This window comes from Streptomyces sp. NBRC 110611, from assembly GCF_001590865.1.
Lineage (GTDB): Bacteria > Actinomycetota > Actinomycetes > Streptomycetales > Streptomycetaceae > Streptomyces.
In genome coordinates, this window is sequence record NZ_BBUY01000012.1 from 139,845 (window position 1) to 161,653 (window position 21,809).

Below are 21,809 nucleotides of genomic sequence, written 5' to 3' on the forward strand. Positions count from 1 at the left end.
CCCCAAGCCTGCCAGCCACCACTGACAATCGGCGCTGCCCAGGGTGCACTTCGTCCGCCTCAGCCCTGGTCGCGCCGCGTCCGCCTCAGTCCTGGTCGCGCCGCGCCAGCCTCAGACCTGCTCGCGCCGCGCCAGCTCCGAGCAGCAGGTGTCCACGATCAGCCGGGTGACCACGTACGGATCGACGTTGGCGTTCGGCCGCCGGTCCTCGATGTAGCCCTTCTTCTCGACCTCGACCTGCCAGGGGATCCGCACCGAGGCACCGCGGTCGGAGGCGCCGTAGCTGAACGCGTCCCAGGGCGCGGTCTCGTGCGCACCCGTGAGCCGCTCCTCGATGCCGGTGCCGTACTGGCGGACGTGCTCCAGCGGCTTGTCGCCCGCGCCCAGCGCCTCACAGGCGGTGATGATCGCGTCGTAGCCCTCGCGCATCGCGCGGGTGGAGAAGTTGGTGTGCGCGCCCGCGCCGTTCCAGTCGCCCTTGGCCGGCTTGGCGTCCAGCGATGCGGTGACGCCGAACTCCTCCGCCGTACGGTGCAGCAGCCAGCGTGCCACCCACATGTGGTCGGCGACCTCCAGCGGCGACAGCGCGCCGACCTGGAACTCCCACTGGCCGGGCATGACCTCGGCGTTGATACCGGACAGGCCGAGGCCGGCCGCCAGGCACCGGTCGAGGTGCTGCTCGACGATCTCCCGGCCGAAGATCTCGCCCGCGCCGACACCGCAGTAGTAGCCGCCCTGAGGGGCCGGGTAGCCGCCGCCTTCGGGGAAGCCCAGCGGACGGTCGCCCTTGAGGAACGTGTACTCCTGCTCGATGCCGAAGAGCGGCTCCTGCCCGGCGAACCGCTCCGCCACCGGACGCAGCAGCGCACGGGTGTTGGAGGAGTGCGGGGTGAGGTCGGTGTTGAGCACCTCGCACAGCACCAGCAGGTGGTCGCCGCCGCGGATCGGGTCCGGACAGCTGAAGACCGGCTCCAGGACGAGGTCCGAGGAGTGCCCCTCGGCCTGGTTGGTGCTGGACCCGTCGAAGCCCCACCGGGGCAGTGTGCCGCTGTCCGCAAGGATCTTGGTCTTGGAGCGGAGCTTGGCGGTCGGCTCGGTGCCGTCGATCCAGATGTACTCGGCCTTGATGGTCACGGGGTCCTCTTATACGGGTCGGTGCGGGTACGCGTGCGGGGCGTACGAGCGCACTCTCGCAACCGGCCGTTTCTCGTCCGTTGCCCGTATGTGAACCGCAGGTTACCCAGTCGGACATCCGGTCGATCAGGTCGATCAGGTCGACCGGATCGATCAGGTCGCTTCAGGCCTGTCGCAGGGGGGGCAAAGCCCTTCTGGCCAGGGGCTTTTGTCAGTGGTGGCCGGTAGAATGGGAACCAGTCAGTGAGGGTTTTCCGACGCTCCAGGAGGTCGCCGATGGCCGCTGCCACACTCATGACGAAGCCTCTCCCGGCCCACCCGCTGCCCAAGAAACCGCTGCCCGCCGGATGGCCGCGCGAGCGGTACGAATCCCACAACCGCCGCCTGAAGGCCATGCGGCTGGCCATAGCCCTGCTCGACACCGGCGTCTACCGCCCCGAGCAGGCCAACAACCACAAGATCCGCAACATCGCGCCCCAGATCGGGGTGCACACCCCCTCCGACACGACCTGCCGCCTGGTGCGCGCCCTGCTCTACGACAACTGCTGACGGCTGCCCGCCCGACCTACTCACGGCGCCGGCGGGCGGCCCGGGGGCACTCTCCCCGGGCCGCCCGCCTACCCCGTCTCCTCGCCTCCCGCCGTCTCCTCGGTTTCCGCCATCCCCGTTCCTTCCGCCGTCCCCGTTCCTCCCACCGCCCCCGCGCCTTCCGTCATCCCCTCGACCTCCGTCAGTGCCTCCTCCAGCCACTGCACCCAGAAGGTCTCCAGCCCGATCCCGGCCCGTAGTACGAGCTGCCGCAACCGGTCCTCGGGCTCGGCCGCAGCACCGAAGTCGCGGTCCTCGATCTCCTCGTACTCCGCCAACTGCCGCCGGTGCAGGGCCAAGTGGCGCCGTAGCTCCTCGTCCAGCCCCGTCCGCCCGACGACCGCCGCCGCCCGCAGTCGCAGCACCAGCGCATTGCGGACCGGCTTGGCCTCCTGCTCGCCGGATGCCCACGCGGTCAGCTCGGCGCGGCCCGCCGGCAGCACCTCGAACTCCTTCTTCTGCCCCCGGGACGGCTGTCGCGACGGCAGCACGCGGATGAACCCGGCCTGCTCCAGCTTCCCCAGCTCGCGATAGATCTGCTGATGCGTGGCCGGCCAGAAGTACCCGATCGACCGATCGAACCTGCGGGTCAGCTCCAGCCCCGATGACGGCTTCTCGAGCAGGGCGGTGAGGATCGCATGGGGGAGAGACATGACAGCAGCCTAGCCACGCCGACCAGGCCGCAGCCGCCCGGTCGTGCAGCCGTGGTCACACGGCCCGGTCACGGCAGTCCGCCCGCAGCCGTCCGGTCACACGGCCTGCTCACAGCGCGGCCGCCAGCTCCGTCCCCTGCTTGATCGCACGCTTGGCATCCAGCTCGGCGGCCACGTCCGCCCCGCCGATCAGATGTGCCGCCCGCCCCTCGGCGCGCAGCTCCTCGTACAGATCACGCCGCGGCTCCTGTCCCGTGCACAGCACGACCGTGTCCACGGCCAGCGTGGTGGCCACGCCGTCCACGGTGACATGCAGCCCCTCGTCGTCGATCCGCTCGTACGTCGCCCCGGCGATCATCGTCACGCCCCGGTGGCGCAGCTCCGTACGGTGTATCCAGCCCGTGGTCTTGCCCAGGCCCGCGCCGACCTTCGACGTCTTGCGCTGCAGCAGATGGACCTGGCGCGGGACCTTGGGCCGCTCGGGCGCCCGCAGCCCGCCGCGCTCACCGTACGCGGTGTCCACTCCCCAGGCGCGGAAGTACGTCTCCGGATCCCGGCTCGCCCCGTCGCCGGCGTCGGTCAGGAACTCCGCGACATCGAACCCGATGCCGCCGGCCCCGATGATCGCCACCCGCTCGCCCACCTCCGCACCGTCCCGCAGCACATCGAGGTAGCTGAGCACGCTCGGGTGCCCGGTCCCCGCGATCTCCGGAACGCGCGGCGTCACGCCCGTGGCCACCACGACCTCGTCGTAATCCGCGGCCGTCAGATCGGCCGCCGATACGGAGCGGTTCAGCCGCACCTCCACGTCGCGCAGCGCCAGCTGCGCCCGGAAGTAGCGCAGCGTCTCGTCGAACTCTTCCTTCCCCGGCACCCGCTTGGCGATGTTCAGCTGCCCGCCGATCTCCGCCGCGGCGTCGAACAGCGTCACCCGGTGCCCGCGCTCGGCGGCCGCGACGGCGCACGCCAGCCCGGCCGGTCCGGCGCCGACCACCGCGACCCGCTTGCGCAGCCGGGTCGGCGCGAGCACCAGCTCGGTCTCGTGGCAGGCCCGGGGATTGACCAGGCAGGACGTGATCTTCCCGCTGAAGGTGTGGTCGAGGCAGGCCTGGTTGCACCCGATGCAGGTGTTGATCTCCTCGGCGCGCCCGTCCTCGGCCTTGCGGACGAACTCCGGATCGGCGAGGAAGGGCCGGGCCAGCGACACCATGTCCGCCCGTCCGTCGGCGAGCAGCTCCTCCGCCACCTCGGGGGTGTTGATCCGGTTGCTGGTCACCAGCGGCACCGAGACCGACCCCATCAGCCGCTTGGTCACCCAGCTGTACGCCCCACGCGGCACCGAGGTCGCGATCGTCGGAATACGGGCTTCATGCCAGCCGATACCGGTGTTGATGATCGTCGCGCCCGCCGCCTCGATCTCCTTGGCGAGCGCGATGACCTCCGCCAGCGACGAACCGCCCGGGACCAGATCCAGCATCGACAGCCGGTAGATCAGAATGAAGTCCGCGCCCACCCGCTCCCGGGTACGCCGCACGATCTCCAGCGGGAACCGCACCCGGTTCTCGTACGACCCGCCCCACCGGTCGGTACGGTGATTGGTCGCGCCGGCGATGAACTCATTGATCAGGTATCCCTCGGACCCCATGATCTCGACACCGTCGTACCCGGCCGCCCGGGCCAGCTCCGCCGCCCGCACATAGTCCTCGACGGTCCGCTCCACCTCGTCGTCCGTCAGCGCGTGCGGAGTGAAGGGGCTGATCGGCGCCTGGATCGCGCTGGGGGCCACCAGGCCGGGGTGGTACGCGTACCGTCCGAAGTGCAGGATCTGCATCGCGATCCGACCGCCCGCGGCGTGCACCGCGTCGGTCACCGTCCGGTGCTGGGCCACCTCCGCCTCGGTGGTCAGCTTGGCCCCGCCGTCGTACGGACGTCCCGCCTCGTTCGGCGCGATACCGCCGGTGACCATCAGTCCGACGCCGCCCCGCGCCCGCTCGGCGTAGAAGGCGGCCATCCGCGCGAAGCCGTTCTCGGCCTCCTCCAGGCCGATGTGCATCGACCCCATCAGCACCCGGTTGGGGAGTGTGGTGAACCCGAGGTCGAGCGGGCTCATCAGGTGTGGGTACGGGGTCACGGGGCTCATCGGGCCTCCTCGCACGGTGGGTGTACGCACCGTTGTAGACGAGCCCCGACCCCTTATGCAACAAGTTGCAAAAACTGTGAGCCACGCGACGCGACGCGGCTGTCCGCACCGGGGCCCCGCACCTGCCATGCCTCCCTCGTCGTGCCTCCCTCATCGTGTGTCGCGTCATAGACAGCGCCCCAGCCCCTGCGGCAGCGTCAATTCCACTTTTTCCCAGGGTAGTTGGAAGGGAAGTCAAAGGCGCGAGGGAAAGGCGCGCACCCGGAAGTCCCGCACCGGGAGAGTCCCGTACCCGGACAGGCACGCACCCGGAAGTCCGCACCAGGACAGTCACGCACTCGGGAAGGAACGAATGAGCACCTTAGAAGCCATGACGCTGGACCAGGTGGTCGACACAGCCCGGTACCCCCTGCTGGAACCGGACGGCGCCGAGAGCCGAGCGGTGGTGTCCCGGGCCCGGCGCGAGCTGGCCACCCTCGGTTGCACCGTGCTCCCGGACTTCATCCATCCCTCGCAGCGCGATGTCCTCCGGCGGGAGTGCTCCGCCCTCGCGCCCCGCGCGCACTTCGACGTCGAAACCGTCAACGTCTACAACATCGCCGTCGAGCCGTCGCTCCCGGCGGACCACCCCGGTCGCCGGGCTTTCGACCGGGGCAACGCCTTCGTCGCCCGAGACCGTATCCCCGCAGGCTCCTTGATCAGCCGGCTCTACACCCACGAGGCGTTCCAGCGCTTTCTCGCCCGCTGCTTCCACCTGCCACGGCTGCACGAACTGGCCGACCCGTACTCCGGGCTCGTCCTCAACGTGGTCGAGCCCGGCAAGGAACATCCCTGGCACTTCGACACCAACGAATTCACCGTGAGCATGCTCACCCAGGAGGCGCAGGCCGGCGGCGTCTTCGAGTACTGCCCGAACATCAGGTCCGCGCATGACGAGCGTTTCGACGACGTCCGGGACGTCCTGGCCGGCCGGGGCGAGCGGATGATCAAGCGTCTCCCTCTCCGCCCCGGTGACCTGCAGCTCTTCAGGGGCCGCTACTCGCTGCACCGGGTCAGCCCGGTCCGGGGCGAGACCGCCCGCCACTCGGCGATCTTCGCGTACAGCGAGCGCCCCGGCGTCATCGGGAGCGTGGCCCGCACCCGGCAGCTCTTCGGCCGGGTGCACCCCGCACACCTGGCCGCCGAGGGCCGGTCCGTACGCGGCGACCAGCTGCTGGACTAGGACCGGACCGCGGCCTGCCCGATCCGATGGCTCGGGCTTGGGCTTGGATCTGGGCCGGGGCATGCGCCCAGCCCTCGGCCCTCCCCGGGCCAAGAGCTGTTCAAACCCCAGCGTCCAGCTTCTGGGGAGGGCAGGCTCTCCAGAAGTCCCACGGTACCCGCACGCACCCACCGACAACCGGAATCGAGACCGCACGTGACCGACAGCCAGGTCGCCCCAGCCGCCCCCGCCGCCCCCACACCACCCCCGAGCACCACCTTCGCTCTGGAAGACAGCCTCCCCCGCGTCCCCCTGCCCGCCCTCGACGACACCTGCGAGCGCTTCCTCGCCTGGTGCGCGCCGCTGCTCACCTCTGACGAGCTGGCGGCGACCAAGGCCGAGGTGGCCGCCTTCCTCCGCCCCGACGGCCCCGGTCGCGACCTGCAGGCGGCCCTTCAGGAGTACGACGCCACGCCCGGCGTGCACAGCTGGCTCGACACCTTCTGGCCGTACCGCTACCTAGGCCGCCGGGACCGTATCGCCCTCAACGCCAACTTCTTCTTCCTCTTCCAGGACACCGGGCAGCCCCAACTGCCCCGCGCCGCCGGCCTGATCGCCGCCGCCCTCCACTACAAGCACCAGCTGGACCGGGAACTCATCCCGCCCGTGATCCAGCGCGGACAGCCCCAGAGCATGGAGCAGAACACGTTCCTGTTCTCCACCACCCGGATCCCCGGCCCGGAACAGGACACCGTCCGCGCCCCGTACAGCGAGGCCTGGCCGGGCCCGTCCGACGCCCGCCACATCGTCGTCTTCTTCCGCGGCACCATGTACAAACTGGACGTACTCGGCGCGGACGGCGCACCGCACAACCTGGACGAGCTGGAGAACGCCCTCCGCACCATCGTCCACGCGGACACCGGCGCCACTCAGCCCACCGGCCCCGACACAGCCCCCAACACCAACCCCGGCCCAACCCCCAACACAGACACAGACGCCGAAACCGACACCTCGGACACCTCGGATGCCTCCGATACTTCGGACACCTCGGTGGGCCACCTCACCACCATGGCCAGAGCCGAGTGGGCAGCCGCCCGCGAAGCCCTCCTGAGCAACCACCCCGCCAACGCCGCCGCCCTGGACGACATCGAAACCGCCCTGTTCTGCCTGTCCCTGGAGGACTTCGCCCCGGCGGACACCCAGCAGGCCTGCGACGAACTGCTCTACGGCGACCGCGGCAACCGCTGGTTCGACAAGGCCGTCACCTTCATCGTCTTCGCCGACGGCCGCGCCGGTATCAACGTCGAACACTGCGGCCTCGACGGCACGACCATCCTCAGCTTCGTCGACACCCTGCTCGCCACCCCCGCCGAGGAACACTCCCGCCGGTCCGGCGCCCATTCCCAGGGCCTCCCTGTCCCGAAGCCCCTCACCTTCCACCTCGACGAGGCCCTCCGCGCCCAAGTCCGCGCCGCCGCCGAGTCGTTCGCGCAGTACGGCGCCGAAACCGCGACGCAGACCGTCTCCTTCGACGACTTCGGCGCCGCCACCGCCAAGTCCCTCCGGATCTCCCCGGACGCCTTCGTCCAGCTCGCCTACCAACTCGCCCACCAGCGCGCCAAGGGCCACCTGGGGGCCACCTACGAGTCGATCGCCACCCGCCAGTGGCGCGGCGGACGCACCGAGGCGATGCGCGTCGTCACCCCGGAGATTGTCGACTTCGTATCCGCCATGCAGGACCCGGCCACCGGCCCCGACGCCCGCCGCGCCGCCCTGCGCGCTGCCGCCCGGGCGCATGTCACCCGTGCCAAGGAGTGCCAGGCCGGCGACGCCCCCGAACAGCACCTCTGGGAGCTGGAGCTCATCCAGCGCCGCCGCGGCCCGGAACTCGGCATCGTCGAACAGCCCGCCCTCTACCGCACCCCCGGCTGGCTCACCCTCCGCGACGACTACCTCAGCACCAGCTCGGCCCCCTCCGCCCACATCCAGTACTTCGGCTTCGGCTCCACCAGCAGCCGCTGCATCGGCGTGGCCTACGTCCTCCTACCCGACCGCTTCCACGTCTACCTCAGCACCCCCCGCCCGGTAGCCACCCAGATGCACACCTTCGCCCACCGTCTCCGCGAGGCGGTACACGAACTCCGCGACCTGCTGACCTCCGAATGAACCATCAATTGCACATGAGGACGATGACGCAGTGGTAGTCGTCGCCACCGCCGCCGCCCATCGGGCTCGACTGGGCAGCCGGGGCCTTTGCGGCGACGTGCGTGGCGGGCGTCGCGTGCGTCGCGGCCGCGGCGGACCCGGCCGTCGCCGCCCCTGCCGCAAGAGCAAGGCCCAGGGCAGCGCCGACCGCGAGTACTCGTGAAACAGCCTTCTCGGGGCAAACCATCGGCATACTGTTCATACGCATCACGCTGCCCACCCTCACGGCCACGGGCACGCCGAGCATGGCTGAACGGGTGTCCAAAGACGGCATTCGGACGCCCAAGACACCAAGGGCTGCCACCCCCGACCGGGGACGGCAGCCCTCACTGCTGCTCTGACGACACGTCTTAGATGTCGTAGTAGAGCTCGAACTCGTGCGGGTGCGGGCGGAGCTGGATCGGGGCGATTTCGTTGGTGCGCTTGTAGTCGATCCAGGTTTCGATCAGGTCGGCGGTGAAGACGCCGCCCTGCTGGAGGTACTCGTTGTCCTCTTCGAGGGCGTCGAGGACGGCCGGGAGGGAGGTCGGGACCTGGGGGACGCCTGCGTGCTCTTCCGGGGCGAGCTCGTAGAGGTCCTTGTCGATGGGCTCGGCCGGCTCGATCTTGTTCTTGACGCCGTCGAGGCCCGCGAGGAGGAGGGCGGAGAAGGCGAGGTAGGGGTTGGAGGACGGGTCGGGGGCGCGGAACTCGACGCGCTTGGCCTTCGGGTTCGATCCGGTGATCGGGATGCGCATGGCCGCGGAGCGGTTGCGCTGCGAGTAGACCAGGTTGACCGGGGCCTCGAAGCCGGGGACCAGGCGGTGGTACGAGTTGACGGTGGGGTTCGTGAAGGCGAGGAGGGAGGGGGCGTGCTTGAGGATGCCGCCGATGTAGTAGCGGGCGGTGTCCGAGAGGCCCGCGTAGCCCTGCTCGTCGTAGAAGAGGGGGGCGCCCGCCTGCCACAGGGACTGGTGGACGTGCATGCCGGAGCCGTTGTCACCGAAGATCGGCTTGGGCATGAAGGTCGCGGTCTTGCCGTTGCGCCAGGCGACGTTCTTGACGATGTACTTGAAGAGCATCAGGTCGTCGGCGGCGGCCAGGAGGGTGTTGAACTTGTAGTTGATCTCGGCCTGGCCCGCCGTGCCGACCTCGTGGTGCTGGCGCTCGACCTGGAGGCCGGCCTTGTCCAGCTCCAGGGAGATCTCGGCGCGCAGGTCGGCGAAGTGGTCGACCGGCGGGGCCGGGAAGTAGCCGCCCTTGTAGCGGACCTTGTAGCCGCGGTTGTTCTCCTCCGAGCCGGTGTTCCAGGCGCCGGCCTCGGAGTCGATGTGGTAGAAGGACTCGTTCGACTTCGTCTCGAAGCGCACGTTGTCGAAGACGTAGAACTCGGCCTCGGGGCCGAAGTACGCGGTGTCCGCGATGCCGGTGGAGGCGAGGTAGGCTTCGGCCTTCTTGGCGATGTTGCGCGGGTCGCGGCTGTACTGCTCGCCGGTGATCGGGTCGTGGATGAAGAAGTTGATGTTGACCGTCTTGTCCCGGCGGAACGGGTCCACCCGGGCCGTGGACAGGTCGGCGCGCAGGGCCATGTCGGACTCGTGAATGGCCTGGAAGCCGCGGATCGAGGAGCCGTCGAACGCCAGCTCATCGGCCGGGTCGAAGGCCGCTGCCGGGATCGTGAAGTGCTGCATCACACCGGGCAGGTCGCAGAAGCGGACATCGATGAACTTGACGTCCTCGTCCGCGATGAACTTCTTGGCCTCGTCGGCGTTCTGGAACATCCAACTCCTCCTAGCCCGGTCACCGGTCGGCGGACGCGGGATAGCTACTCGGAACGCGGCCATGTGCGGTGGCGCGCTCGCCCGACCATAGGCAGGTGGGATTTCCCAAGCATGACCCATTTGTTTCGCCGAGGTTAATCGCCGCGCTGTCGCCCTTATCCCCCAGTGTGCGTCAAATGGGGACATTTTGAGTGGTGCGCTGCGGACTGTCGAGCTGATCACGGTCGAGCTGGTCACTGTCGACTGACCTGATCACTGTCGACCGAGGGCAGGGCCCGCGTAGGGAACGTATGCCGTCGCAGTACCGTGGACGGGTGGACAACAGGCAAGCAATCGGATCGTGGATCTCCGGGCCGCGCGCGGCAGCCGAGGACATGGGCGTCGAGTTCGGATACCGCGGACAGCGGCTCGGGCTGCCGGAGGAAGGGCCGGGCTCGCTGGCCCGCCCCGGCCGCCGCTTCGCCGCGCTCTTCGTCGACTGGGCGCTGTGCCTGCTCATCGCATACGGCCTGCTCAGCGGAGGCAAGGCAGAAGCCGCGAGCAACTGGGCGCTGGTGGTCTTCGCGGTGATGAGTGTGCTCACGGTGGGGACGGTGGGATTCACCCCGGGCAAGCGGCTGCTGGGTCTGCGGGTGGTCGCGGAGAGCGGCGGCCGGATCTCGGTGCCGCGGGTCGTCCTGCGCACGCTCCTGCTCATCGTCGTCATCCCGGCGGTGATCTGGGACCGGGACGGCCGGGGGCTGCATGACCGCCTTACGCGTGCGGTTCAGGTGCGGATCTAGGGCCGGCGGCGGATCCGGGGCGCCGGGTGCGGATCCGGGGCTGGGTGCGGATCCAGGACCGGATGTGGATCCAGGACCGGATGAGGGTGTGCCGGATGCGGATGTGTATGCCGGGTTGCATTCAGAGTGAGCCAAGTCGAATACGTTGAATGTCGAATACGTCGAATACGTTGAATACAGAGAAACGGGTGGTCGGGACCGTTTGGTCCCGGCCACCCGTTTGAGGTGTGCGGCCGTTTGATGTGAGGTATACGGCCCGTCCCCCGGCGCGTCAGCGCATCTTGCCGCCGCCCTTGGGCATCCGCATGCCCTTCCCGGGAATCGGGCCCTTGGGGATGGGCATGTTGCTCATCAGGTCGCCCAGTGCGCGCAGTCGGTCGTTGACCGCCGTGACCTGGGCGCCGGGCAGTACCCGGGGCAGCTTGAGCAGGGTCGTACGGAGCTTCTTCAGCGGTACCTGGCCCTCGCCGTCGCCCACCACGATGTCGTGGACCGGGGCGTCCGCGACCGTGCGCGCCATCCGCTTCTTCTCGGCGGCCAGCAGACCGCGCAGCCGGTTCGGGTTGCCCTCGCCGACGAGCACGATGCCGGCCTTGCCGACGGCCCGGTGGACCACGTCCTGGCTGCGGTTCATCGCCACCGCGGGGGTGACCGTCCAGCCGCGCCCGACGTTGTCCAGTACGGCCGCGGCCGCACCGGGCTGGCCCTCCATCTGCCCGAAGGCGGCCCGCTCGGCGCGTCGCCCGAAGACGATCGCCATCGCGAGGAACGCCAGCAGGAAGCCGAGGATGCCCGCGTAGACGGGGTGGCCGATCAGGAAGCCGAGGGCGAGGAGAACGCCGAAAACGACGATGCCCACGCCAGCGACGACAAGACCGACCTTGGAGTCGACCCGACGGGTCATCTTGTAGGTCAGGGCGATCTGCTTCAGCCGCCCGGGGTTCTCAGCGCCGGCAGCGCCGTTGGAGTTTGCCTTCCTCGCCATACAGCGAAGTTTACGTGGCGTGCGGGTGCTGGGTCGCCGCGGCCTCCAGTACGTACTGGGCCTCGTACCGGTCCTTGGCGCGGCGGCGGTCCTCCAGGACCGATGTCCAGGCGTTACGGCGGGCGGTGCGCTGCCCGCCGCGCATCAGTACGGCCTCGACGGCACGCAGGGCACCGGTGACGGTGACGGAGACGGAAGGGATGGGGAAGGCGGGGGTTGCGCGGAGCGGCGCGGCCGGCATCGTGGGTGACTCCCTCTCTTGCTGTCGGTGAAGCGGGGGTGAGGTGCGGGAGCGGTGCGTGCCTCCATCGTCACGGAAAGGTGTTACCAACGGATGACCTGCTGGTCAAACACCTATGAAACGTTGACACGAACCATCCGGAACAGTGCGGAACGTTGACGCGGCCCGCCACGCCCCCCGTCCTGGGGGAGTGCGCGGGCCGCGTACGTCCAGCATGTGCCACGGTTCACAAGATGGCGCGCCGGGGAACTCAAACCGCCTGACTGGACGCCGTGGCCTCGCCCTGGTGCGAAGCGCCTGCTAGACGCTGTGCGATGGCCTGCTGGTAGAGGCGGCCGGCACGGTAGGAGGAGCGGACCAGGGGGCCGGACATCACGCCGGAGAAACCGATCTGGTCGGCCTCGTCCTTCAGCTCCACGAACTCCTGCGGCTTGACCCAGCGCTCCACCGGGTGGTGACGCACGGACGGGCGCAGGTACTGCGTGATCGTGACCAGCTCACAGCCCGCGTCGTGCAGCTGGCGCAGGGCCTCGCTGATCTCCTCGCGGGTCTCGCCCATGCCGAGGATCAGGTTCGACTTGGTGACCAGTCCGTAGTCGCGGGCCTCGGTGATGACCTTCAGGGAGCGCTCGTAGCGGAAGCCGGGGCGGATGCGCTTGAAGATCCGGGGGACCGTCTCGACGTTGTGCGCGAAGACCTCGGGCCGGGAGGCGAAGACCTCCGCCAGCTGCTCGGGGATCGCGTTGAAGTCCGGCGCGAGGAGCTCGACCTTGGTGTGCCCGCCCTCGCGGTCGGCGGTCTGCTGGTGGATCTGGCGCACGGTCTCCGCGTACAGCCAGGCGCCGCCGTCCTCCAGGTCGTCACGGGCGACACCGGTGATCGTGGCGTAGTTCAGGTCCATGGTGACCACGGACTCACCCACGCGGCGCGGCTCGTCGCGGTCGAGCGCCTCGGGCTTACCGGTGTCGATCTGGCAGAAGTCGCAGCGGCGGGTGCACTGGTCGCCGCCGATGAGGAAGGTCGCCTCGCGGTCCTCCCAGCACTCGTAGATGTTGGGACAGCCCGCCTCCTGGCAGACCGTGTGCAGCCCCTCGCTCTTCACGAGGCTCTGCATCTTCGTGTACTCGGGACCCATTTTCGCCCGGGTCTTGATCCACTCGGGCTTGCGCTCGATGGGGGTCTGGCTGTTCCGGACCTCCAGGCGCAGCATCTTGCGTCCGTCGGGTGCGACTGCGGACACGTCCGGCTCCCTACGACTTCGTTTCCTTGGCGTACACCAGGGTACGCCCGTCAATTCGCACGTCTTTACGTGCTGTGCCACTCGTACGGCAACCCCTGGCCGGAGGGGTTCATTCCCCGTGCGTCAGACCGCCCGGGGCAGCAGCTCGGCGTTCTCCAGCACGTCCCTCAGGTGTTTCTCGACGACCGGCAGTACCTCGGCGATGGTGACGTCGCGGCCCAGCTCCCCGGCGAGCGAGGCGACGCCGGCGTCCCGGATGCCGCACGGCACGATCTTGTCGAACGAGGTGTTGTCCGGGTTCACGTTCAGCGAGAAGCCGTGCATCGTGACGCCCTTGGCGACGCGGATGCCGATCGCGGCGAGCTTGCGGTCCTCACCCCGCTGGCCGGCGTTGGACGGCGCGTACTCGGGGCCCATCAGCCGCGCGTCGTACATGTCGTCGTCCGCCGCCGTGCCGGGAGTGCCGGGAGCGCCCGGAGCGAGGTCCAGCTTCAGCCCGCCCAGGGACGGCCGCTCGGCCACCGGGTCGCCCAGTACCCACACACCGCTGCGGCCCTCGACCCGGGTGCCCGCGATGCCGAACTCGGCGCAGACCCGGATCAGCGCCTCCTCCAGGCGGCGGACGTGGGCGACGACATCGACCGGGCGCGGCAGCTTCTGGATCGGGTAGCCCACCAGCTGGCCGGGCCCGTGCCAGGTGATCTTGCCGCCGCGGTCCACGTCGATGACCGGGGTCCCGTCCAGGGGGCGCTCGTCGTCCGTGGTGCGCCGGCCCGCGGTGTACACCGCCTGGTGCTCCAGCAGCAGGCAGGTGTCGGGCACCTCGTCGGCGAACCGGGCGGCGTGCACCCGGCGCTGCTCCTGCCAGGCCGCCTCATAGTCCACGGCGTCGGCACCGAAGCCCAGGTGTACGAAGCGCAGCGCCTCGGATACGGGGGGCGTCCCCGGAGAGATCGCGGTCACGGCAGCAGCTCCTCTTCGAACCTCTGGTGCGTCTGGTGTGCGCCCATGCCACTGTACGGCGGCCGGTTCCGGACCTTTCAGGCGCCCGGTGTACGCACCATCCGTGGACCATCCGCAGACCTCCGCCCCTGCTCACACGATCGGATGAACGTGTGGCTGAGGTGGCCAGAAACGTTCCAAAGGCCGTTACATTCACGCCGTTCTACAAGGGCGATGAGCATGCCGGACGGGGTCTGCCGAACCCGGCTGCCCGGCCCGGAAGGCAGGAGACCGGTAAAGCTGATGACGGATCGACCCGCGCACCACACCCCCAACCGCCAGCTCGCCGCGCTCATCGCCGAGGCGGGATTCTCCAACGCAGGGCTGGCCAGACGCGTTGATCAGCTCGGCATCGAGCACGGCCTCGACCTGCGCTACGACAAGACCTCGGTGACCCGCTGGCTGCGCGGCCAGCAGCCGAGGGGCACCACACCCGCGCTGATCGCGGAGGTGTTCACCCGCCGGCTGGGGCGCCGGCTGTCCGCCCAGGACCTCGGCCTGGACGCCTGTGCGCCGGTGTACGCCGGCCTGGAGTTCGCCGCCACCCCGAGCGAGGCGGTGGACATCGTCAGCGGTCTGTGGCGCAAGGACTCCGGCAGCCATGCCGAGCTGCGCAAGATCGCCTTCACCCCGGCCGGGCTCGTGGTGCCCAGCCGGGACTGGCTGATCGGCCGCCCCGACGAACGCGTCGCCCGCGGCGAGCCCGCCGCCGAGGCCGGGTCGGGCCGGGTGCCCGCCCAGAGCAGCCAGAGCGGTCAGGGCAACCAGAACATCCAGAGCGGCCAGGGCAGCCCGAGCGGCCAGAGCAGCCCGCTCGGCCCGCTCGGCCCGAGCGGTCATGGCAACCAGAACAGCCGGAACAGCCGGAACTCGGTGCCCCGCCAGCGCCGTACCGACCGGGGCGACCGGGTCGACCGCACCCAGGGCTCCCGGGTCACCTCCGGCGACATCGCGGCGCTCCGCTCGGTCGGCGAGCTCTTCCGGGCGCTGGACCACGCGTATGGCGGCGGTCACGCCCGGCAGGCGCTGGTGCGCTATCTGGAGCACGAATGCGAGCCGATGCTGCGCGGCACATACGGGGAGGCCACCGGCCGCCGGCTGTTCGCGGCCGCCGCCGATCTGACCCGGCTGGCGGGCTGGACCTCGTACGACATCGCCGCACACGGCCTGGCACAGCGGTACTTCGTCCAGGCACTGCGGTTGGCCCAGGCCGCCGGCGACCGGGCGTACGGCGCCTACGTCCTGGTGACGATGAGCCGACAGGCCGTCTATCTGGGGCACGGCAGGGAAGCCGTCCAGCTGGCACGCGTCGCCCAGCAGGGCATCGGCGGCAGCGCCCCGCCCGCCGTACAGGCGCTGCTGCACTCCGCGGAGGCGCGCGGCCACGGCGTGATGGGCGAGGTCCGGGCCTGCACGGCGGCGCTGGCCCGCGCGGAACGCGCGCTGGAGACCGCCCGCCCCGGTGACGACACCCCGTACTGGGCGCGATTCTTCGACGAAGCGCAGCTCGCCGACGAGTTGGCGCACTGCCACCGCGATCTCCAGCAGTACCGCGCGGCCTCCCAGCACGCCGAGCGCTCCCTTCAGCTGCGCGCCGCCGGGTTCGCCCGCAGCCGGCTGTTCTGCCGGGTGGTGCTGGCGACCGCGCGACTGGGGCTGGGCGAGCTGGAGCAGGCCTGCACGCTGGGCGCGGAGGCGGCGCTCCAGGCCTCCGAGATGCGGTCCGCACGCGCCCATGAGTACGTCAGGGAGTTCGAGCGACGGCTGGAGCCGTACCGGGACGCGGCGGCGGTCCGCGGTTACAGGGAGCGGGTGGCGGCGCTGGGCTGAGTCCGCTGGGCTGAGTCTGCTGGACTGAGTCCGCTGGGCGGGCGGAGCGGTTGGCCGGGGGGCGGCTGACTGGAGCGGCTGGGCGGAGGGGCTGGCTGGCGGAGCCGCTCATTCCGCGCGGTTCGGCACGGTACGGATCATGCCGCCGCGGACAGCGTGTCGTCCGGATCCGTCGTCAGGGCCGGCAGGCCGAAGTCCTGGAGGACGGCGCGGGCGGCGCGGCGGCCCGAGTTCAGTGCGCCCTGGAGTGTGCTCGTATCGCGGTGGTCGCCGCACACATACAGGCCGGACAGCACCCGGACGGGGCGCTCCGGATCGTGTGGCGCGGGCATCGCCGGTACCGCGTACGGGTCGTGATGCCCGGTCAGCAGCTGCCAGTCCTCGGCGCGCCCGCCATGGAGCCGGGCCAGCTGCGGCCGGACCGTCTTGTCGAGGACGGACAGCGGGAGCCCCGCCGCGGCGCCGAGCACGGTCGTGGTGACGAGGGACCGGCCGGGCGGCGTACGGGACGGGTCGATCGCGCCGGCGAGATAGCTGAATCCGGCGGGCCCGTCCGTCGGGAGGATGAGCGTCCGGTCACGGGTCGGCCCGCCGCTGCGGCCTCCGGACGTGGCCCCCGTGGTGTGGTGCAGCACCGTCACCGGGTGGAAGGCGGGGACCCGCAGCCCCGGCAGCAGCTCGGCGGCATCGCGCGCGCCGGTGGCCACCAGCACCGCCCGGCAGGGGATGGGGCCGTGCTCGGCGGTGCCGACACCTGTGGTGGAGACCGAGGTGACCCGGACGGACGTACGGACCGTGCCGGGCGGCAGTCCGGCGGCGAGCAGCTCGGGGACGGCCGCGGCACCGCCGGCCGGCAGCCACAGCCGGCCCTCCGCGTACGCCCGTAATGCGGCCGCCGCACCACGGCTGGATCCGCGCAGTTTGGGGTCGCACAGCAGCGCGGCCAGCAGGGGCCGCAGGAACGCGTCATGGGCGCGGGGCGGGAAGGCCGGGCGGCTCGCCAGGGCGTCGTGGATGGGGCGATCGGGCGGGGCGGTGGCCGGGGACGGACCGAAGGCGGCAAATGTGGCGAAGGTGGTGAAGGTGGCGGCGGGGGTCGGGCGGTCGGTACGGCCGACGGCGCGGCGGTCCGTGTGCGGGTGGAAGCGGTGGTCGGCGCGCGAGAGGGCGCGTGCCGCGGCGTGTGCGCCCCTCGTGCTCCGGGGGGCGCCGATCCGGTGCATCCGCTGGCCGTTGTGGACGCTCAGACCGGGCGCGAACGGACGGGGTGTCAGGTCCGCGAGCCCCGGCGTACGGCGCAGCTCGGCGGCGGAGACGGCGAGCGGCCGGCCGCAACGGTCCAGCCGGAAGCCGTCCAGCAGGTCGGTGACCGACCGGCCGCCGATCCGTTCCGCGGCCTCCAGGACCGTGACCGACACTCCCGCGCCGGTCAGATGCCGGGCGGCGGCGAGACCGGCCGGCCCGGCTCCCACGATGACGACGTCCACAGTCGATGTGGTGCGCAGCACATGCCCCTCCCGGTGGTCGGTCCCAGCTGTGGCGCACGGTTGTCATGCCCGCTGCCACACCCTGGAATGCCAGTGCGGAATGCCGAGTGGTGCGTGCGAGGACGGTACGGAGGCGGTGGCCGCTACGGCAGGGGGCGTCCGGGGCGCGCCGGGGCGCCGTGGGGAAAGGGACGGGGGAGACGGGGCGTCTACCCGGCCTGGACGGGCCGTACGGCCCCTATGCCTTGAGGGGAGCGACACGTCGGCGCGTCGGCACGTCAGCGCGTCGGCACGTCAGGCGTAAGGGCATCAGGGCGCGTCCCGTGTGGCGGATCGGATCGCGTCCAGGATGCGCGGATGGTCGAACGTGAAGCCGGAGTCCAGCAGCCGCCGTGGCACCACCCGCTGGCTGCCCAGTACGTCCTCGGCGAAGTCCCCGAGAGCGATCCGCAGCACCGGCGCCGGAACGCCGAACAGGGTGGGCCGGTTCAGTACGTGGCCCATCACGGCGGTCACCTCGCGGTTGGTGACCGGTTCCGGGGCGGTGAGGTTGACCGGTCCGGCCAGCTCCTCGGTGTCGATGAGGTGGCGGAGCGCCCGGATCTCATCGTGCAGGGAGATGAAGCTCCAGTACTGGCTGCCGTCGCCGAGCCGCCCGCCCAGGCCGAGCCGGAAGATCGGGAAGAGCCGGCCCCAGGCGCCGCCCGAGCGTGCCACGACCAGCCCGGTGCGGGCGAAGACGGTACGGATCCCCGCGTCCTGGGCCGGTTTCGCCGCCCGCTCCCAGGCCACGCAGACCTCCGGCAGGAACCCGGAGCCGGCCGGCCCGCTCTCGTCCGTACGCCGATCGCCGGTGTCGCCGTAGTAGCCGATCGCGCTACCGCACACGAAGACTCGCGGCGGGGCGGCCATGGAGGAGAGCGCCGTGGCGAGGGTCCGGGTGCCCAGCACCCGGCTGTCCCGGATCTCCTGCTTGTACGCCGCCGTCCAGCGGCGGTCGCCGACCCCGGCGCCGGCCAGATGTACCACTGCCGTGCAGCCGGTCAGCCCGGCCGTGTCGACCTCCTGCCCCTTGGGGTCCCAGCGCACCTCGTCGACGGCCTCCGGTTCGCGGCGGACGAGCCGGACGACATCGTGGCCGTCCGAGCGCAGGGACCGTACGAGTGCCTTGCCGATGAGTCCGGACGAGCCGGTGATCGCGATCCGCATGGGGCCATACTGCCCGCCATGCCGGAGCACTGCCCGCCATGCCGGAGCGTGGCCCGCCGTGCCGGAGCGCGGCCCGCCGTGCCGGAGCGCGGCCCGTCATGTGGGAGCGCGGCTCGGCGAGCACGCCGCGAGCCACGCCGTGAGCCACGCCGCGAACCCTGCCGCGAGCCACGGGAATGCCGCCCGCCCCCGTTGTGTTGTGGCCCCGCAGGGGGCGCTCGCGACCCTTAGGGGATGTGTTCGACCGCCCCTTAAGGGAACCCATGGCCAGGGCGTAGCGCAGGGACCTATGGCCGGAAGCGGTCCCACAGGGTGGGGAAGCGCTCCGCCAAGGCGTCGTCGTCTTCGAAGTCGATCACGGTGCCCAGCGGTTCGCGTGGTTGCGGCGGAAGCCCCAGATCCGGCATGGGGGACCCGGTGAGTTGCTCGTACGCCTCGTCCGCCGCATACCCCAGCTCCTCCCCGTCCCCGTCGACCTCGTCGTCGAAGTCGTCCAGAAGCTCGGCGAGGTCGTCCGGGTCGTGCAGCGCGCCTTCGAAGACCTCCCGGCCCTGGCCGATCAGCCAGCACCGGAAGTAGTCGAAGACATCGTCGCTGGCGCCGTCCAGGAGCACCGCGGCCGCCGCCCACAGGTCCCAGGTGTACGCGCGGTGGTAGCGCGCCTCGAAGTGACGGGCGAAGTCCAGCACGGAGTCCGGGTCGAGCTGCAGCAGCCGCTCGACCAGCACATCCGCCTGCTCCTGGGGATCGCCCTCGGCGACCTCGCGTGAACCGTCGATCAGCTCCCAGAACTCCGTCTCGTCCATCACCGCTCCAGCATCTGTCCTGCCGCCGCCCGCCGCATGCGGAGTGCCCCAGATGCGATGGGGTCGTTATCGGGGGGCGTGGCCGACCGGGCGGTGGCGGGCGGTACGGGGCCACGGCCGGTCAGTTCGGGGCGAAGGCCGGTCAGTCGGGGGGGCAGGCAGTCGGGGGCGGGCCGGTCAGTCGGTCCGGCGGTGCCCGGGCGGTGGCTGGGCGGCGTGTCGATGGTGCTCCGTACCGATGAGCCGTCGCGGGTGACCGTCACCAGCACCACTCGTTGGACGGCCTGCAATGACCAAAACGGTATAGACGGAAAAATCCGCCAATTCGCGAAGGGCTGTCCCAGGCCATGCCCATGCCTATGCCCATGCCCATGGACGAAGACCCGCGGGCCCCTCTCGAACGGGCCGAGGCGGCCATCGTCGAGCACTATCCACGGCTCGTCCGTCTCGCCTACCTCGTACTGCCCCCGTCGATGGGGCGCCACCGCCGGGTCCTGACCGCCCACGGCCTGGTCCAACGGGCGCTGCCACGGGCCGGGCGCCGCCGGCCGGCCGGCGGGCTGCCCGCGCAGCGCGGTCCGGTGCCCGAAACGGGCTACGACCTGGTGCGGCTGCGCACCCTGCGGCTGGCCCTGGCGTACGAGCGGCGGCAGGGCCGGGGGCTGCCCCTCCTGCCCGACGTGCGGGGGCTGCCCCTCCTCCCCGTCGTGTGGGGACTGCCGTTTCTCCCCGTCGTGTGGGGGTTGCGGCTCTTCCCGCGCGCCGGTGGTGCCGAGGAACTCGCCCTGGACCAGGCGCTGTCCGCCGCCCCGGCCTCGGTACGGGCCGCCATCGGGCTGTGGCAGCTGGAGGGCCTGGACGAGGACACCGCGCGTGCCGTCCTGGGGCGGGCCGGGGCGGAGGAGCCGGAGGCGGCCCAGCGGGCGGCCGAGCGGCTGGACCGGGAGACCGAGGGCGGCGCCGCGGCGCTGCTGGCCTCGGGGGAGTTCGACCCGTGCACGGTGCAGGCCCGGCCGACGGACCTGCTGCGTCGTCGGCAGCGGCTGCGCGCCTCCGCCGCGCTGGCCGCAGTCCTGGCGATCGGCGGTGTGGTGGCGGCGTTGGGCGGGGGAGCGGACCTGCCCGGCCGCACCGGGACCGCCGCCCAGCAGGCGCTGGACCCGGCCCGGCTCGTACGCACCCCCAACGAGCAGTGGGCCGACACCTCCCGGGTCGACTTCACCGCCTGGCCCGCCCGCGGCCGGCAGGCCGGTGACAAGGAGCTGCTGGGGCGGGCGCTGCGGGTCTGGGCGGCGCCGCCCGCCGACGCCCGGATCACGGCGGCCGCGGGCACCTCCACCCGCCCGCCCGGCCACCCGCCGCAGCTGCTGTACGCCGGGCTGATCGACAACGTCATGGTGGTGGTCTTCCACGACGGCGAGCGCCTGGTCCGCTACGCCGAACCCGAGGGCGCCACCCCCACCCTGCACTTCGCACGCGTCGACAACGCCGACCTGACCACCGGCGCGGGACTGGTGATCGGCCGCGGCAACGGCTGGATGCGCTATCTGCTCGCACCGTGGATCTCCGACGTCGGCACCCGTGACCTGCTGGCCCCGGGCCTCCCGCCGCACGGGCTGCACGTCGCCCCGGACGGCGTCACCGACCGGATCGCCACACCACCCCCGGCAGGCGCACCGTGCGGACGGTGGCCGGTGGCGCAGTTCCGCCCCTCGACCCGGCTCGGGACGGCCGCCCCGGCCTTCTTGCTGGCCGACCTCGACGACCTCGTACCTGTCCATCTGACGTATATGCCGCCGCCCTCGACTGGGGGGCCCGCCGGCGGACCCACCGGTGGACCCCCCGGCGGACCCGGTGGACCCGCCGAGGGGCCGTCCTCCGCTGCGGGGCCGCATCCCGCCTGGGGGCCGCGTGAGGCGACCGACGCCCCGGCGCTGCGGAGCTGGGCCCGTACCGCGTGCTCGCTGGGGGCGCTCCGGGGGGCCGGTGTACGGTCCGTCAACGACTGGGCGTTCGCCGAACAGGACCTCCCCGAGGGCGGCGGGCGGGCGTTCTGGGTGTGCTCCCGCGCCGACACCTGGCGCGGGCCCGGCACCGTCACCGTCCGGTTCCTGCCGCCCGCCGCCCGGCCCACCGACCCCGGCCGGATCGCGGGACGCGCCACCGGCACGGCCGCCTGCAGCCGCTTCGGCCCGCACGTCGTCGGGGACGTCCGCTGGCAGGCGAAGTCCGGTACGTGGTACCTGCTCGCGGCCGGCAGCCGGGACGTGAGCGGCCTCGACGCCACGGGCGGCGGCGTCCGGGCCGCCGGGACGACCAGCACACTCGCCGCGCCCGCCGGACCGGACACCCGGGCGGAGACCGGGGCGGAGACCGCGGTCGTCGGACGGCTGCGGGACGGCAGGACGGTCCGCGCGGTCGAGCCGTAGGAAGCGGCGCAGGAATACCGGTCCTGGAATGACGAGGCGCCGGAATAACGCGGTGCCGGAATCCAGACAGAAGGTGTCGGGTTTCGCTGTCAGGGTCGGGGCGTGCCGTACGAGGGC

At 71.4% G+C, this 21,809-nt stretch carries 18 protein-coding genes; 6 read left to right on the forward strand and 12 right to left on the reverse strand.

Annotated elements, in window-relative coordinates:
- Positions 1–111: 111 nt before the first annotated feature.
- The gene (glnII, locus tag AZE13_RS23330; protein WP_066935377.1) at positions 112–1,134 is read right to left on the reverse strand and encodes a glutamine synthetase; all 1,023 of its coding nucleotides are present in this window, start codon (positions 1,132–1,134) and stop codon (positions 112–114) included.
- A gap of 276 nt (positions 1,135–1,410) precedes the next feature.
- Between glnII and AZE13_RS23335 the strand changes: the two genes are divergently transcribed.
- The gene (locus tag AZE13_RS23335; protein WP_066935380.1) at positions 1,411–1,683 is read left to right on the forward strand and encodes a hypothetical protein; all 273 of its coding nucleotides are present in this window, start codon (positions 1,411–1,413) and stop codon (positions 1,681–1,683) included.
- Between the two features lie 68 nt (positions 1,684–1,751).
- On the opposite strand, the gene AZE13_RS23340 is transcribed toward AZE13_RS23335, so the two are convergent.
- Both AZE13_RS23340 and AZE13_RS23345 read right to left on the reverse strand, forming a co-directional pair.
- Positions 1,752–2,375, reverse strand: a complete 624-nt coding sequence (locus tag AZE13_RS23340; protein WP_079124296.1) for a PadR family transcriptional regulator — start codon at positions 2,373–2,375, stop codon at positions 1,752–1,754.
- 109 nt (positions 2,376–2,484) lie between these two features.
- A complete protein-coding gene (locus AZE13_RS23345) occupies positions 2,485–4,515 on the reverse strand; it encodes an FAD-dependent oxidoreductase (RefSeq protein WP_066935383.1) in 2,031 nt (676 codons plus the stop codon).
- Positions 4,516–4,867: 352 nt separating this feature from the next.
- On the opposite strand from AZE13_RS23345, the gene AZE13_RS23350 reads away from it, so the two are divergent.
- Together AZE13_RS23350 and AZE13_RS23355 are read left to right on the forward strand one after the other, a co-directional pair.
- Positions 4,868–5,737 carry an arpA protein gene (locus AZE13_RS23350; protein ID WP_066935385.1) on the forward strand — a complete coding sequence of 290 codons (870 nt, stop codon included), beginning with the start codon at positions 4,868–4,870 and terminating at the stop codon, positions 5,735–5,737.
- A 195-nt stretch (positions 5,738–5,932) separates the two neighbouring features.
- Positions 5,933–7,882: a choline/carnitine O-acyltransferase gene (locus tag AZE13_RS23355; RefSeq protein ID WP_066935388.1), complete on the forward strand. Its 1,950-nt coding sequence runs from the start codon at positions 5,933–5,935 to the stop codon at positions 7,880–7,882.
- A 4-nt stretch (positions 7,883–7,886) separates the two neighbouring features.
- Here AZE13_RS23355 and AZE13_RS23360 read toward each other — a convergent pair whose 3' ends face one another.
- Positions 7,887–8,123, reverse strand: coding sequence for a hypothetical protein (locus tag AZE13_RS23360; protein ID WP_147264705.1), 237 nt, complete (start codon positions 8,121–8,123; stop codon positions 7,887–7,889).
- A 148-nt stretch (positions 8,124–8,271) separates the two neighbouring features.
- Positions 8,272–9,681 carry a type I glutamate--ammonia ligase gene (gene glnA, locus AZE13_RS23365; RefSeq protein WP_066935394.1) on the reverse strand — a complete coding sequence of 470 codons (1,410 nt, stop codon included), beginning with the start codon at positions 9,679–9,681 and terminating at the stop codon, positions 8,272–8,274.
- 314 nt (positions 9,682–9,995) lie between these two features.
- On the opposite strand from glnA, the gene AZE13_RS23370 reads away from it, so the two are divergent.
- The gene (locus AZE13_RS23370) at positions 9,996–10,463 is read left to right on the forward strand and encodes an RDD family protein (protein ID WP_181690423.1); all 468 of its coding nucleotides are present in this window, start codon (positions 9,996–9,998) and stop codon (positions 10,461–10,463) included.
- Positions 10,464–10,734: 271 nt separating this feature from the next.
- On the opposite strand, the gene AZE13_RS23375 is transcribed toward AZE13_RS23370, so the two are convergent.
- The 4 genes from AZE13_RS23375 to lipB all read right to left on the reverse strand — a co-directional run bounded on the left by AZE13_RS23375 (position 10,735) and on the right by lipB (position 13,892).
- Entirely contained in the window at positions 10,735–11,448 is a 714-nt protein-coding gene (locus AZE13_RS23375; RefSeq protein WP_066935400.1) for a DUF4191 domain-containing protein, read from the reverse strand.
- Between the two features lie 10 nt (positions 11,449–11,458).
- Complete coding sequence (locus tag AZE13_RS23380; protein WP_066935403.1) at positions 11,459–11,689, reverse strand: hypothetical protein; 231 nt, start codon at positions 11,687–11,689, stop codon at positions 11,459–11,461.
- Positions 11,690–11,939: 250 nt separating this feature from the next.
- Positions 11,940–12,929, reverse strand: coding sequence for a lipoyl synthase (gene lipA, locus AZE13_RS23385; protein WP_066935406.1), 990 nt, complete (start codon positions 12,927–12,929; stop codon positions 11,940–11,942).
- Between the two features lie 123 nt (positions 12,930–13,052).
- Complete coding sequence (gene lipB, locus AZE13_RS23390; protein ID WP_066935409.1) at positions 13,053–13,892, reverse strand: lipoyl(octanoyl) transferase LipB; 840 nt, start codon at positions 13,890–13,892, stop codon at positions 13,053–13,055.
- A gap of 282 nt (positions 13,893–14,174) precedes the next feature.
- Between lipB and AZE13_RS23395 the strand changes: the two genes are divergently transcribed.
- A complete protein-coding gene (locus AZE13_RS23395; protein WP_066935412.1) occupies positions 14,175–15,761 on the forward strand; it encodes a regulator in 1,587 nt (528 codons plus the stop codon).
- A gap of 137 nt (positions 15,762–15,898) precedes the next feature.
- Here AZE13_RS23395 and AZE13_RS23400 read toward each other — a convergent pair whose 3' ends face one another.
- From AZE13_RS23400 to AZE13_RS23410, 3 genes are all read right to left on the reverse strand, one after another.
- Positions 15,899–17,269 (reverse strand): FAD-dependent oxidoreductase, encoded by a 1,371-nt coding sequence (locus AZE13_RS23400; protein WP_066935414.1) that lies wholly within the window; start codon positions 17,267–17,269, stop codon positions 15,899–15,901.
- A 288-nt stretch (positions 17,270–17,557) separates the two neighbouring features.
- The gene (locus AZE13_RS23405) at positions 17,558–18,457 is read right to left on the reverse strand and encodes a TIGR01777 family oxidoreductase (protein WP_066935417.1); all 900 of its coding nucleotides are present in this window, start codon (positions 18,455–18,457) and stop codon (positions 17,558–17,560) included.
- A gap of 287 nt (positions 18,458–18,744) precedes the next feature.
- Entirely contained in the window at positions 18,745–19,263 is a 519-nt protein-coding gene (locus tag AZE13_RS23410) for a DUF4240 domain-containing protein (protein ID WP_066935420.1), read from the reverse strand.
- A 371-nt stretch (positions 19,264–19,634) separates the two neighbouring features.
- Here AZE13_RS23410 and AZE13_RS23420 point away from each other — a divergent pair, with 371 nt between their 5' ends.
- Positions 19,635–21,692, forward strand: coding sequence for a hypothetical protein (locus AZE13_RS23420; RefSeq protein ID WP_079124307.1), 2,058 nt, complete (start codon positions 19,635–19,637; stop codon positions 21,690–21,692).
- Positions 21,693–21,809: the final 117 nt, after the last annotated feature.

Coding starts and splice junctions, on each gene's coding strand:
- AZE13_RS23410 (WP_066935420.1), bottom strand. CDS start 19,263: ATGGACGAGACGGAGTTCTGGGAGCTGATCGACGGTTCACGCGAGGTC.
- AZE13_RS23340 (WP_079124296.1), bottom strand. CDS start 2,375: ATGTCTCTCCCCCATGCGATCCTCACCGCCCTGCTCGAGAAGCCGTCA.
- AZE13_RS23405 (WP_066935417.1), bottom strand. CDS start 18,457: ATGCGGATCGCGATCACCGGCTCGTCCGGACTCATCGGCAAGGCACTC.
- AZE13_RS23360 (WP_147264705.1), bottom strand. CDS start 8,123: ATGAACAGTATGCCGATGGTTTGCCCCGAGAAGGCTGTTTCACGAGTA.
- AZE13_RS23350 (WP_066935385.1), top strand. CDS start 4,868: ATGAGCACCTTAGAAGCCATGACGCTGGACCAGGTGGTCGACACAGCC.
- AZE13_RS23420 (WP_079124307.1), top strand. CDS start 19,635: ATGGACGAAGACCCGCGGGCCCCTCTCGAACGGGCCGAGGCGGCCATC.
- AZE13_RS23375 (WP_066935400.1), bottom strand. CDS start 11,448: ATGGCGAGGAAGGCAAACTCCAACGGCGCTGCCGGCGCTGAGAACCCC.
- AZE13_RS23345 (WP_066935383.1), bottom strand. CDS start 4,515: ATGAGCCCCGTGACCCCGTACCCACACCTGATGAGCCCGCTCGACCTC.
- AZE13_RS23335 (WP_066935380.1), top strand. CDS start 1,411: ATGGCCGCTGCCACACTCATGACGAAGCCTCTCCCGGCCCACCCGCTG.
- AZE13_RS23395 (WP_066935412.1), top strand. CDS start 14,175: ATGACGGATCGACCCGCGCACCACACCCCCAACCGCCAGCTCGCCGCG.
- glnA (WP_066935394.1), bottom strand. CDS start 9,681: ATGTTCCAGAACGCCGACGAGGCCAAGAAGTTCATCGCGGACGAGGAC.
- AZE13_RS23380 (WP_066935403.1), bottom strand. CDS start 11,689: ATGCCGGCCGCGCCGCTCCGCGCAACCCCCGCCTTCCCCATCCCTTCC.